The organism is Hypericibacter adhaerens, from assembly GCF_008728835.1.
Lineage (GTDB): Bacteria > Pseudomonadota > Alphaproteobacteria > Dongiales > Dongiaceae > Hypericibacter > Hypericibacter adhaerens.
On the sequence record NZ_CP042582.1, the window covers coordinates 3,970,441 to 3,983,043 of the forward strand.

Genomic DNA, 12,603 nt, shown 5'->3' on the forward strand with positions numbered 1-12,603 from the left:
AACTTTAAATTTCCGTAAGAGGCGGGCATCCGCCGCCGCCGACGGGATTCGGGGACCGGCCGGCCAAGCGCTATGGTGCGCGCCCGACCCCCTTCCCTCCGAGATCAAGGAATGCAGCCATGCTGAAGCTCAAGCGGATCGACAACATGGATATCGTGACCAGGGATGTGGGACGGCTGGTCGATTTCTATCATGGCATCCTGGGCCTGGATTTCTTCCTCCCCTACGCGCCCGGACAGAGCTGGGCCGCCATCGACCTCGGCAATCTCACCCTTTATGTCCTGAAGACGGAGCTCGGCCAGCCTGCGCCGCGGCGCGCGGCCACGGGCGCGCAGAATCCGCCGGGCCTCGATTCCATCGCCTTCGAGGTCGAGGATCTCGACGAAGCGATGGCCGCGCTCGAGGGCAAGGTCGAATGGGTCGCCGCCCAGATCGGAACCTGGCGGCATGCGAGCGGAACCCATTACCGGTTCCGCGCCTTCTACGATCCGGACGGGAACAAGCTCTTCGTCACGGAACCCCACAAGGTTCCGGTCGCGTGAAGCCGGTGAGGCGATCCGGGGCGAAGCCTAGCCGACGACGATCAGGTCGAGCGGCATCTTCGACAGCAGGCGACAGCCATCCTTGCGCCAGACGACGGTGTCGATGAGCGCCGTGTCGAACAGGCTTTCGAAGTTGGTCACCATGCCGTCCTCGAAGACGCGGTCCAGGAACTCGTCGTCGCCGAGATTGAAGTAGAAATCGCCGACCCAGTCGGGCGGCAGGCTCAATCCCAGCTCGTAGCCCAGCGCCCAGCCGCCCGTCTCGGACCAGAGGCCGACCTCGTCGTAATAGCGGCGCAGGCGGCGATTGACCTCGCGCACGGTCATGCCCGCCTTGAGCTCGGCCCTGATCACCTCATAGACGCCGGCCGCGAGGCGATAGCGCTCCATCAGGCTGTTGGGAGGATCGCCCAGCAGAAAGCCCCGCATCGCGTTGCCGTGATAGCGGTGGTAGACGCCGCAGAGATCGGCAACCAGGAGCTCCCCGGCCTCGATCACCTTGGTGCTGGCCATGCTGTGACCGATCTGCTGGGGAACGCCGTCGATCACCGGGGCCGCGTTGAAGATCGGGATGAGAGCCGGGAACTCGCCGCCCGCCTTCATCATCGCGTGGGTCACGGCGCCGAAGAGATCGAGCTCGGTAATGCCGGGCCGTAGCTCCTTCTGGATCGTCTTATGGCCGATGTCGCAGATCTCGACCGCCTTCTCGATATAGGCGATCTCCTGCGCCGACTTCGCCCGGCGCGCGCGGCGCAGCAGGGCGCTGCCATCGACCACCTCGCAGCCGGCGGCACGGAAGGCGCCCTCGAACATCGTGCTGATCGCGCGGTTCGGGATGTAGCTCCAGAATTCCATTCCGACCGTGCCCTGGAGCCATCCCTCCTTCGCCAGCTGTTCCGTGATGAAGCGGATGTTCGGCGCCGCCCGGCGATCCGGCAACCAGCGGCTGTCCTTGCAGATGGAGGTCCGCGTCATCACCGGCATCTCGGTCGGATTGTCGAAATGGATGATCCGACCCGAGCCGGCATGGATCGCCGTCCCGTAGCATTGCGGATAGCGCATGGGCGAGTTCGCCTTGTACCAGCTCGTGAAATAGCCATGGAGCCAGCAGACGGCGTCGGGCGTGGTGACCCAGAGCAGGTCGATCCCGCGCTCGCGCATCATCTCGCACACCTTCGCGATGCGGGAGCGATACTCGGCCTCGCTGAAAGGCAGCTCGATCGGTCCGATCTTGGTGGGGTCGAAGCTTCCGCCCGGTGTCAAACCGACATTCGTCACTCGAACCTCCCGCGATGCGCATGGCCGGCCGGCGGCGCCTCGTTGAAACCGGTTCAATCGCGCTGCCGATCCGTCGCGGCAGTATGCCAGCGGCCCGATCGTCACGGATACCCCGAGCGGGGTATGGAGAGCCGCGACGCGGCGGCGCCTTACTGTCGCAACAGCGAAATCGGGCGACATGACGTTCGAGCGTTTCGACAATCAGGTGGCGGTGGTCACCGGCGCCGCGCAAGGGCTGGGCGCGGCGATCAGCCAGCTCTTCGTCTCGCGCGGCGCCTTCGTCCATCTCCTCGACCTCGATCGCGAGCGGCTGCAGGCCACCACGGCGAAGCTGGGCCCTCAGGCCCGGGCGCATGTCGCCGATGTCACGCGCGAGGCCGATATCCTCGCCACCCGCGACGCGATCCTCGCCCAGTCCGGGCGGTGCGACATCCTCGTCAACAATGCCGGCATCTATCCCTTCGAAGGCACGATGGAGATCACCGAGGCTTCGTGGGACCGGATGTTCGACACCAACCTCAAGAGCGTGTTCTTCACCACCCGCGCCTTCATGGGCGCCATGGCGGCGCAGAATTATGGGCGGGTCGTCTGCATCTCCTCGACGGATTCCTACATCCCGAAGCCGCTCTATCCGCATTACGCCGCCTCGAAGGCCGCGATCCGCAGCCTGGTGAAGACCTTCGCGCTGGAGCTCGCCGGCAAGGGCGTGCTGGTGAACGGCGTCAGCCCCGGCTCGATCGCCACGGAACGGGCCCGGGAACAGGGCTGGCTGCCGCGCGCGATCCAGCGCATTCCCGTCGGCAGGGCGGCCACGCCCGAGCAGATCGCCGAGGTGGTGGCGTTCCTCGCCTCGCAGCGCAACCAGTTCATGACCGGCGAGACGGTCGTGGCGAGCGGGGGCGAGATCATGGTCTGAGCGGGCGAGCGCTCGCATCCCGCTCACGACAAGAGGCCGTTCGACCCGGCGCCGTCGGGTCCCGCAAACAGACAAAACCGGCTGGGAGGGCCAGATGAAGAACGATCGGAACCTGCAGGCGCTCGAGATCGCCCACGCCTATCGCAACGGCCGGATCAGCCGGCGCCGTTTCATCGAGACCTGCGCGCTGCTCGGCATCGCGCCGGCGGCGCTGGGCTTGGCGCGCAGCGCCGCCGCCGCGGAGGAGATCGTGATCGCCAACTGGGGCGGCGATGCGGAGCACGCGGAAGGCGAAGGCTGGGGCAAGCCCTTCACCGCCGACACCGGCATCGGGGTCAAGATCGACGGCAGCGGCCCCATGCCGGGCAATATCCGCTCCCAGGTCGACGAGAAGCATGTCATCTGGGACGTGGCCGAGATCGAGGTCTTCATGGCGATCGATCTGGGCCGGCAGGGCCTGCTGGAGCCGATCGACTACTCGGTCGTCGACAAGACGAAGGTGCAGCCCGGCTATGCGCTGGAGTTCGGCATCTGCAACTACACCTACAGCACCGTCGTCACCTACGACACCGCCAAGACCGGCGCCGAACCGCCCAAGACCTGGGTGGATTTCTTCAACCTCGAGAAATATCCGGGCAAGCGCGCCATCTGGAAATACGGCATCGGCGCCTGGGAGGCGGTGCTGCTGGGCGACGGGGTGGCGCCCGAGAAGCTCTATCCGCTCGATATCGACCGCGCCATCAAGGCCGCCCGCAAGCTCGGCGACAACATCATCTATTTCGAGAGCGGCGCCGACAGCCAGCAGATGCTGCTCACGGGCGAGATCGCGATGGGGGCGCTCTGGCACACGCGCGCGAGCGTGCTCGACCGCGACACCAAGGGCAAGGTGACCTGGACCTGGAACCAGGGCGCGCTCAGCGCCTCCTCCTGGACCATCCCGAAGGGCTCGCAGCATGTCGCGGCGGCGCAGAAATTCATCGCCTCGACCCAGATTCCCGAGCGCCAGATCGAGGTGTTCAAGATCATGGGCAATGGCTGCGCCAATCCCGCGGCCTCGGCAATGCTGCCGCCCGAGCTCGCCCGCGTCGATCCGGGCCGGGCGGAGAACCTGAAGCAGCAGGTCCTGATCGACCAGCAGGCCTATGCCGGCAATTACGACGCCTGGCTGAACAAATGGCTGGACGGGATCTCGGGATAACGCGCCCACCACCGGCGGCCTCGTCGCCCGAGGCCGCCTAGTTGGACTTCTTCCGGCGACGGTGGCCGCTGACCTCCATGCCGTCCTCCGGCCGCAGCAGGAGGAAGCCCGGCAGCGCCAGCAGCGGGATGAGCGCCATGAGCAGGAAGGCTTCGTGGAAGCGCTCGGGCGTCAGCGGCTGGCCGCCCCAGGTGAGCAGGCCCAGGATCATCGCGCTCAGCGAGACGCCGAAGCTGACCGTGAGCTGCTGCAGCACGCCGCCGAGGCTGGTCGCGCGGCTGAGCTTGTCGGACGGCATCTCGGCATAGGAGAGCGTGTTCGAGGTCATGAACTGCGCCGAGCGCATCAGGCCGAACAACGCGATGACGATCACGGTGATCCAGTCGGCCGTGCCGGCCTCGATGAAGCCGAAGGCGGCGACGATGCCCGCGCCCAGCAACGCGCTCCAGAACAGAAGCCGATCGAAGCCCAGGGTCCGCAGCATGACCGTCGAGATGGGACGCATCAGGAGCGCGCCGAAGCTGGTGACGAAGGTCAGCACGCCGGATTTGACGGGGCTCATGCCGAAGCCGACCTGCAGCATCAAGGGCAGCAGGTAGGGCACGCCGTTCATGCCGATGCGGGCGAGACCGCCGGCCAGCGTGCCGATGCGGAACGAGCGGATGCGGAACAGGGTCAGGTCCACCGCCGGCGCATCCACCCTGCGCGCATAGCGCCAGAAGACCAGCAGGAACAGCACCGCCGCGACCAGCACGCCGGCGATGGCGGGATAGGAGATGGTGGGCCGGCCGACATTCTCGATGCCGTACTGCAGCAACGCCACGCCGATCCCGACCATCAGGAACCCCGGGAAATCGAACGCCACATGGCGATCGCCGCGAACATCCTCGACGAAGCGCAGCGCCAGCAGGATGCCGAGCAAGCCGAAGGGGATGTTGATGTAGAAGATCCAGCGCCAGGAGACGTAGGTGGTGATGACGCCGCCCAGGAGCGGGCCGATCACGGGGCCGATCAGCGCCGGCAGGCTCATATAGATCATGGCGGTGAAGAACTGGTCGCGCGGGAAGCTGCGCAGCAGGATCAGGCGGCCCACCGGCGTCATCATCGCCCCGCCCAGCCCCTGGAGCCCGCGCGTCACCACCAGCATCGCGAAGCTGTCGGCGAGGCCGCAAAGGCAGGAGCCGAGGGTGAAGACCGCCAGTGCCAGCACGAAGATCCGGCGCGCGCCGAACCGGTCCGCGAACCAGCCGCTGACCGGAATGAAGACCGCCAGCGTCAGCACATAGGTCGTGACGGCCAGGTTCATGCGCAGCGGCGTCGTGCCCAGGCTGCGCGCCATCTCCGGGATGGCCGTGGTGATGATCGTCGAATCCAGCTGCTCCATCAGGAAGGCGATGGCGACGACCAGCGGGATGAGAAGGCGCAGCCGGGGATTGCGGACCGTGGCGAACTGCTGGTCGCCCGAGCTGGGGAGGGATTCGGGCATGGGCGGGCGTGATGCGGAAATCGATGAAGGACACTCTACAGCCAATGTTTCGCGCCGTTAATTGACTCCTTTTAAGATCGGCGACGAGGCGCGCATGGCTCTTCTTCCGATTTCGAATGCGTTATGGTCGCACAGCCTCGGTTGTCGGACGACAATGTCGATCGCGGGCGGCCCGTGGGGTGAGGGAGATGGTGCCCGCTGCCGGACTCGAACCGGCACAGCCCTCGCGGGCTTAGGGATTTTAAGTCCCTTGCGTCTACCAGTTTCGCCAAGCGGGCCTGGGGTCCATCCTCGGGCAGACGGGCCCGAGGCTAGTCGCCCGCCCGCCCCCGGCACAAGGCGGAAGGGGAACGGATCTCGGGGACCCTAGAGGGGCGAGGCGGCCTGCGCGCTCTGGCGGATCGCGGCGGCCCGGCCCGCCAGACCCCGCAGGCCTGCGGGATCGAGCGTCAGGCGCCAGGTCTCGATGCCGGCGAGGGCGCGGCGATCGAGCTCCCGCTCGAGATAGGGCTGCCAGGCCGGCGGCCCGGTCACGCCGCCCAGATCGATCCGCAGGAAGCGATAGCCATGCTTGAGATAGTCGGCGATCTGGTCGAGCGCGAAATCGATCGAGGCGCGGGCGCGGTCGACCGGCAGATCGTCGGGCGGCAGCTGGTGGAAGCCGAAGCCGGCCTGCTCGAGGATCGCGAGGGCCTGCTCCAGCGGCGCCCGCCGCCCATCGCCCTTCTCCAGCAGATGGGCGTTCACCAGGAGGTCGGGCAGGATCGCGATGCAGCGCGAGCGCGGATCATTGTTGCGCATCGAGCCCCGCTCGGCCGGCGGCGAGGAAACCCCGGAACTCGGCCATCGCCTTCTCCATGGTGAAGCCCGGCAGCTCCATCGCCACGCCGAAGCCGCGCGGCACCGGAAGCCCGCGCTCGGCCAGCACCTGCTCCAGCTCCTCGATCCAGACGCCCTTGCCGGGCACCACTTCCCAGCTCATGTCCTCGGGCCGCCCGCCCCAGGCCGGCCCGATGCCGGTGAAGGTCACGGCGCTCGAGCCGCTGCCGTCGACCCCGACCAGCACCAGATCCTCGCAGCCCCTCGCCACCCGCGCCTCGAGCAGCTCGGCCACCGAAAAAGCGAGGTTCCGGCAATGGCGGCGGAAGCCCGGCGTGTCGTACTGCTCCTTCACCTGCCACCAGCGATTGACGCCGAGGAAGGCCATCTCCGGGCAAGGCATCTGCTGGATCGCATAGCCGAACTCCTTGAGGATGGCGACGACGGGGCTCACCACGCCCGGACAGAGCGCATATTCGTCGACCTTGGCGTTCTGGTTGGCGAGGCAGTGCGACAGCAGCGCCACGCGCGTTCGCGAACCCGTCTCCGGCACCGTCACCTCCACTCGATCCTCGCGCCACGGTCCGATTCTAGCGAAGCCCGCGGCCGGAAGGCCAATTGCGCCTGTTGGGGCTGAGGCCCCAGCCGCGTTGTGAGGCCCGAGCCCGACGGGTACCGCAGGGGAGCCTTGCACTCAGCGGGACGTTGCCCGGGCCGAACCGGGTTGGATCGAGCCCGGGATCGGGCCAAGATAGCCGTTCCTTTCCGACCGCTCGACGGCCTCCGCCTTGTCCCTGCTCTCCTCCCGCCACACGCGCCGCCTGAAAGTCCATTCCGCCCGCTGGCAGCGGCGCGCGCTGTTCGTGCTGGGCGGGGTCGTGGTCGGCGCGGCCGCGGTCATGCTGGCGCTGCTGGCGGACCGGGCGCAGCAGGCCTTCCATCACCTGCTGCTTCACTGGCACTACGCCTCCCTCGTCGTGACGCCGCTGGGCTTCGGGCTCTCGGTCTATCTGACCCGCCGTTTCTTCCCGAACTCGCAAGGCAGCGGCATCCCCCAGGCGATCGCGGCGCGCCAGCTCAGGGACCATGGGCTGCGTCACCGGCTGGTCTCGATCCGCATCGCCATCGGCAAGATCCTGCTGACCCTGCTGGGCCTGCTCTGCGGCGCCTCGGCCGGCCGCGAGGGGCCGACGGTCCAGGTCGGCGCCTCCATCATGTTCGCGCTGGGGCGGTTCTCGCCGCGGCGCCAGCCGGGGCTGATCCTGGCGGGCGCGGCGGCCGGCGTCGCCGCCGCCTTCAACACGCCCTTGGCCGGCATCGTGTTCGGGATCGAGGAGATGAGCCGCGCCTTCGAGGTGCGCACCAGCGGGCTCATCATCGGCGGCGTGATCGCGGCCGGCCTCACCTCGATGGCGCTCGTCGGCGACTACACCTATTTCGGCACCACCTCGGCCACGCTCGGCACGAGTGCGGACTGGCTCGCCGTGCCCGTCTGCGGCGCCATCGGCGGCCTGGCGGGCGGGGTCTTCAGCCGGATCCTGATCCTGGTCGCCGGCGGCCTGCCCGGGAAGGCGGGCCGCTGGATCAAGCGGTGGCCGGTGCCGTTCGCGATCCTGTGCGGCCTGGGCGTCGCCGTCTGCGGCCTCGCCGCCGGGGGCACGACCTTCGGCACGGGCTACGAGCAGATCGAATCCGTGCTGGCCAGCGGGGCGGCGCTGCCCTGGAGCTTCGGCCTGCTCAAGTTCGCCGCCACCAGCCTGACCTCGATCAGCGGCATTCCGGGCGGCATCTTCTCGCCTTCGCTCGCCATCGGCGGCGGTGTCGGGCTCAATCTGAGCGCGATCTTTCCGGGCGTTCCGGTCGGCGCCATGGTCCTGCTCGGCATGGTCGCCTATTTCGCCGGCGTGGTGCAGGCGCCGATCACGGCCTTCGTCATCGTGACCGAGATGACGGATAATCACGCGATGATGGTGCCGCTGATGGCGACGGCGCTGATCGCCTCGAGCTTGTCGCGGCTGGTCTGCCCCGAGGGCGTCTATCACGCGCTGGCGAAGAATTTCCTGCGGCAGACACGCGGCACGGCCGAACCGCCGGCCGCGGCGGCGGGCTGAGGCCCGCCCGCGGGGTCAGGCGATCTCGCCTTCGTAGGGATCGGCGCCGTGGTCGCGGATCAGGGCCCGCAGCCCCTCGGCCACCCGGTCGAGCTCGGCCTCGTCGGTGCCGCGCGCCACCAGGCTGGTGCCGAACTTGCCGCGCCGGAAGAACGGATAGCTGCCGATATCGACCGTGGGGTGGCGCGACTGCAGCGCCCCCAGCGCCTCGGCGATCGCACCCTCGCCCAGATAGGTGCTGACCGTGCGCGAGGCGACCGGGCGGCCGCCCTTGAGCCCGCCTTTGAGCCCGTCGAACATGGCCCGCATGATGGCCGGCACGCCCGCCAGCACATAGACATTGCCGATCTGGAAGCCGGGCGCCGTCGAGACCGGGTTCTCGATCAGCCGGCTGCCCTTGGGCACGGTCGCCATCCGCAGCCGCGCGGGATTGAGCTGGTCGCCCGTATAGTGGCGGCGCAGCAGCGCCACCGCCTCGGGGTCCAGGACCAGCTCGACGCCGAACGCCTTGGCGACGCAGCCCGAGGTGATGTCGTCATGGGTCGGGCCGATCCCGCCGGTGGTGAAGACATAGGTATAGCGGGCGCGGGCCGCGTTCACCGCCGCGACGATCTCGTCCTCGATGTCGGGCACGACGCGCGCCTCGCGCACGGGAATGCCGATCGCCGCCAGTTCCTTCGCCAGATAGGCCAGATTCACGTCCTGGGTACGGCCCGACAGGATCTCGTTGCCGATGATGAGAACGGCCGCGGTCGCGGCGGGGTCCGGGGGTTGGGGCATGGCGCTCGACAGGGTGGACGGCGGCGAGGGTTCGGGAGACCCGGTCAGGGATAGGTGGGCAGGTTGGGATTGATCGCCGAGGGAGGGGCCGGGGTGAGTTCGGGGGCGGGCTCGGGTGCTGCCGTCGCCGGCGCGGCGGCGGCACCGCCCTGCTGCTCGACCTGGACCGGCTTCACGTTCGGGTTCTGCGCATCGTAACCGCGCGCCCGCATGCAATCGTCGACCATCCGGTCGTAGCGGTTCTTGCTGTTGTACTCGCCCAGATTCTTGTTCAGGTCGCCGATCCCCTGCGCCAGGTCGCTGTTGGTGTCCTGGTTGTTGATGTCCTGGTCGATCGCCTCGTCCCGCCGGATCACGGCGCGCGCCTGCTCCTGGCAGGATCCCAGATCGTCGGCCGGCGCGGCCACGCTGCCTTCGCCGCTGCCGCTGGTTTCGCTGCGCGCCCAATCGGGCGTGTGGAAAGCCGAGCAGCCGGTGAGCAGCAACAGGAGCGCCAGAGCCGGAAACCGCAACCGCATGACAGCAACCTTCGATGATGATCCAGGCCAGCCAAATCGCGCGACCCGGGCGCCAACGCCTTGAGAATCGCGGAAAACATTCAAGACTAGCAATGGCGGCAGGCCGACCGCAACGCAAGGCCGGCCACCGCCTCGGCGATGTCGTCGGAAACCATTCAAAATATGGGGTCGAAACCCGCCGAATCCACCGGGGTGGATGAAGTTTGAGGCGGGCGCAGGCCGGGCTTGCGCGAGCCGGGGAGGCCGAACACTTGCAAATCCGGCCCCGTCGCCATTAATTGGGGCAGGAATTGCTGCTCCCCCGCGCCTCATCCCGGGCGATCCGCGTGGGGGGCCCTTCGCCGGCGACGGCCCGCCCCAGCTCCAGCTCCAGAAACGCGCTCGATGACCCCGAACGATATTGCCCATGACTGGCGCCATGAAGAGCGTCGAATCAAGCTCCACGGGCCCGAGGATTTCGCCGGCATGCGCAAGGCCGGTCTCCTGGCGGCGGAGACGCTCGACTTCATCGCCCCGCATGTGGTGCCGGGGGTGACCACGGGCGAGCTCGACCGCCTTTGCCACGATTTCATCGTCAGCCATGGCGCGATCCCCGCGCCGCTCAACTATCGCGGCTTCCCCAAATCGATCTGCACCTCGATCAACCACGTGGTCTGCCACGGCATCCCGGGCGACAAGAAGCTCCTCAACGGCGACATCCTCAACATCGACGTCACGACCATCCTGGACGGCTGGCATGGCGACACCAATCGCATGTTCTATGTCGGCGATGTCGGGGTGAAGGCGCGGCGCCTCTGCGAGGTGACCTATGAGGCGATGATGCGCGGCATCGAGGTGGTGCGGCCGGGCGCCACGCTGGGCGATATCGGCCACGCCATCCAGACCTTCGCCGAGGGGCACCGCTTCTCGGTGGTGCGCGATTTCTGTGGCCATGGCATCGGCCGCGTGTTCCATGACGCGCCGAGCGTGCTCCATTTCGGCCGCAAGGGCAGCGGGCCGATCCTGCGCGAAGGCATGTTCTTCACCATCGAGCCCATGATCAATGCCGGCCGATTCGAGGTGAAGCTGCTCGACGACGGCTGGACCGCGGTGACGCGCGACCGCTCGCTCTCCGCCCAGTTCGAGCACAGCATCGGCGTGACCGCCGACGGGTTCGAGATTTTCACCCTGTCGCCCAAGGGCTGGAACCAGCCTCCCTACCTGGCGTAAGCCGAGGAAACCCCCTTGGTCTGGCGTCTGTCGCTTGCGGCGGCCCCGCCGAGGCCCTAGGGTCTGCCCCGTCCCGGCCACCGGTCCCGAGCGATCACCAGCGCATGTCCGAGCCGTCCCAGCCCGCCTCCGCTGCGCCCGTCTCCCTGGCGCCCCACCGCCTGGGCGGCACGCCGCCCTCGATCCTGACGAGCGGCCATGCCCATGCCTGGAGCGGGGCGGCCTTCGCCGCCGCCATCGCCGATTGGCAGCAGGGCCTGCGATCCTGGCAGCTCTGGGGCATGCTGGGTTGGAGTGAGCTCCGTCGCCGCTACCGCCGCTCGCTGCTGGGGCCGTTCTGGATCACCCTCAGCATGGCGATCTTCATCTTCGCCATCGGCACCGTGTTCTCCCAGCTCGCCGGCAGCACGCTGCAGGAGTTCCTGCCGTATGTGGCCACCGGCTACCTGGCCTGGATGCTCATCTCCTCCTTCATCCTCGACGGCTGCAACGTCTTCATCGCGGCACAGCCCTTCCTGCGCAGCGTGCGCCTGCCGCTGAGCAGCTTCGTGTTCGGCGCCGTCTGGCGCAATCTGGTGATCTTCCTGCACAACCTACCGGTGGTCTTGATCATCCTGGCGCTGCTCGGCGTGTGGCCCAACGGCTGGATCCTGATGCTGATCCCCGCCCTCCTGGCCAACGCGCTGGCGGGCGCGATCCTGGCGCTCGTCCTCGGCATGATCTCCGCCCGTTTCCGCGACATCATCCCGATCGTCGGCAGCGTGACCCAGCTTCTCTTCTTCCTGACGCCCGTGCTGTTCCATCCCATGCATCTGGGCCTCGTCGGCGACCTCCTGATGTTCAATCCGGTAACGCATTTCGTGGAGATCATCCGCGCCTCGCTTCTCGGCCAGCCGCCGTCCGCTTTGAGCTGGATCGCGGTCCTGGGCATGCTCGCGGTCGGGACCATCGGCAGCTTCCTGATGTTCGTGCGTTTCCGGGCACGCATCACCTATTGGGTCTGAGCCGATGGCGCGAATCCAGCTCGATCAGGTATCGGTCGATCTCCCCGTCTACAGCGTCGGTTCCCGGTCGCTGAAGGCGAGATTGCTGCCGGCCGGCGGGCGCATCGCCGCGGGCCGGCATCACCAGATCCTGGTCCATGCCCTGCGCGAGGTCACCTGCGACTTCCAGGCGGGCGACCGCGTCGCGCTGATCGGGCGCAACGGCGCCGGCAAGTCCACGCTGCTCTCGGTGCTGTCGGGAATCCTCGAGCCCGCCTATGGCCAGGTGCGCATCGAGGGCCAGGTCGCGGGCCTGCTCAACATCCAGCTCGGCATGGACGACGATGCCAGCGGGCTGGAGAACATCAAGATCCGCGGCCGCCTGCTCGGGATGACGACGGCGGAAATCGAGGAACGCGCGCCGGAGATCGTCGAGTTCGCGGCCCTCGGCGATCATATCAAGCTGCCCCTGCGCACCTATTCGAGCGGCATGCGCCTGCGTCTCGCCTTCGCGATCGCCACCAGCATCGCGCCGGACATCCTGCTGCTGGACGAGATCATCGGCGCCGGCGACCAGCATTTCAACAAACGAGCCACGGACCGGCTGCATCAGCTGATCCAGCGCAGCCAGATCATGGTGGTCGCCTCGCACAGCACCGCGATTCTCGAAACGCTCTGCAACAAGGCGATGTGGCTCGAAGGGGGCCGAGTGCGCGGGATGGGCGACGCCAAGGAAGTCATGGCCGCCTACGAGAAATCCTGA

The 12,603-nt window shown here is 67.8% G+C and carries 13 protein-coding genes and 1 tRNA gene; 7 read left to right on the forward strand and 7 right to left on the reverse strand.

What is annotated here, in order from left to right; translation table 11 throughout:
* The first annotated feature begins 119 nt into the window (after positions 1–119).
* A complete protein-coding gene (locus FRZ61_RS17675; RefSeq protein ID WP_151118971.1) occupies positions 120–542 on the forward strand; it encodes a VOC family protein in 423 nt (140 codons plus the stop codon).
* 27 nt (positions 543–569) lie between these two features.
* On the opposite strand, the gene FRZ61_RS17680 is transcribed toward FRZ61_RS17675, so the two are convergent.
* Positions 570–1,820, reverse strand: a complete 1,251-nt coding sequence (locus tag FRZ61_RS17680) for a M24 family metallopeptidase (RefSeq protein WP_191909086.1) — start codon at positions 1,818–1,820, stop codon at positions 570–572.
* 178 nt (positions 1,821–1,998) lie between these two features.
* Between FRZ61_RS17680 and FRZ61_RS17685 the strand changes: the two genes are divergently transcribed.
* Together FRZ61_RS17685 and FRZ61_RS17690 are read left to right on the forward strand one after the other, a co-directional pair.
* The gene (locus tag FRZ61_RS17685; RefSeq protein WP_151118973.1) at positions 1,999–2,736 is read left to right on the forward strand and encodes an SDR family NAD(P)-dependent oxidoreductase; all 738 of its coding nucleotides are present in this window, start codon (positions 1,999–2,001) and stop codon (positions 2,734–2,736) included.
* 94 nt (positions 2,737–2,830) lie between these two features.
* Positions 2,831–3,934: an ABC transporter substrate-binding protein gene (locus tag FRZ61_RS17690; RefSeq protein WP_151118974.1), complete on the forward strand. Its 1,104-nt coding sequence runs from the start codon at positions 2,831–2,833 to the stop codon at positions 3,932–3,934.
* A gap of 37 nt (positions 3,935–3,971) precedes the next feature.
* Here the strand turns inward: FRZ61_RS17690 and FRZ61_RS17695 are convergent, their stop codons facing one another.
* The 4 genes from FRZ61_RS17695 to FRZ61_RS17710 form a co-directional block, all read right to left on the reverse strand.
* Positions 3,972–5,420 (reverse strand): DHA2 family efflux MFS transporter permease subunit, encoded by a 1,449-nt coding sequence (locus tag FRZ61_RS17695; RefSeq protein WP_151118975.1) that lies wholly within the window; start codon positions 5,418–5,420, stop codon positions 3,972–3,974.
* A gap of 189 nt (positions 5,421–5,609) precedes the next feature.
* Positions 5,610–5,698 (reverse strand) — tRNA-Leu (locus tag FRZ61_RS17700).
* Between the two features lie 88 nt (positions 5,699–5,786).
* Entirely contained in the window at positions 5,787–6,221 is a 435-nt protein-coding gene (locus tag FRZ61_RS17705) for a hypothetical protein (RefSeq protein WP_151118976.1), read from the reverse strand.
* Positions 6,208–6,798 (reverse strand): hypothetical protein, encoded by a 591-nt coding sequence (locus tag FRZ61_RS17710; protein ID WP_151118977.1) that lies wholly within the window; start codon positions 6,796–6,798, stop codon positions 6,208–6,210. The genes FRZ61_RS17705 and FRZ61_RS17710 overlap by 14 nt, the downstream gene beginning before the upstream one ends.
* Before the next feature lie 229 nt (positions 6,799–7,027).
* Between FRZ61_RS17710 and FRZ61_RS17715 the strand changes: the two genes are divergently transcribed.
* A complete protein-coding gene (locus tag FRZ61_RS17715) occupies positions 7,028–8,350 on the forward strand; it encodes a chloride channel protein (RefSeq protein WP_151118978.1) in 1,323 nt (440 codons plus the stop codon).
* Between the two features lie 15 nt (positions 8,351–8,365).
* Here FRZ61_RS17715 and FRZ61_RS17720 read toward each other — a convergent pair whose 3' ends face one another.
* Both FRZ61_RS17720 and FRZ61_RS17725 read right to left on the reverse strand, forming a co-directional pair.
* A complete protein-coding gene (locus tag FRZ61_RS17720; RefSeq protein WP_151118979.1) occupies positions 8,366–9,130 on the reverse strand; it encodes a competence/damage-inducible protein A in 765 nt (254 codons plus the stop codon).
* 44 nt (positions 9,131–9,174) lie between these two features.
* Entirely contained in the window at positions 9,175–9,648 is a 474-nt protein-coding gene (locus FRZ61_RS17725; RefSeq protein WP_151118980.1) for a hypothetical protein, read from the reverse strand.
* A gap of 384 nt (positions 9,649–10,032) precedes the next feature.
* Between FRZ61_RS17725 and map the strand changes: the two genes are divergently transcribed.
* From map to FRZ61_RS17740, 3 genes are all read left to right on the forward strand, one after another.
* The gene (gene map, locus FRZ61_RS17730) at positions 10,033–10,857 is read left to right on the forward strand and encodes a type I methionyl aminopeptidase (RefSeq protein ID WP_151118981.1); all 825 of its coding nucleotides are present in this window, start codon (positions 10,033–10,035) and stop codon (positions 10,855–10,857) included.
* Positions 10,858–10,961: 104 nt separating this feature from the next.
* On the forward strand, positions 10,962–11,861 hold the full coding sequence (locus FRZ61_RS17735) for an ABC transporter permease (RefSeq protein WP_151118982.1): 900 nt from the start codon (positions 10,962–10,964) through the stop codon (positions 11,859–11,861).
* Positions 11,862–11,865: 4 nt separating this feature from the next.
* Positions 11,866–12,603: an ABC transporter ATP-binding protein gene (locus tag FRZ61_RS17740; protein ID WP_151118983.1), complete on the forward strand. Its 738-nt coding sequence runs from the start codon at positions 11,866–11,868 to the stop codon at positions 12,601–12,603.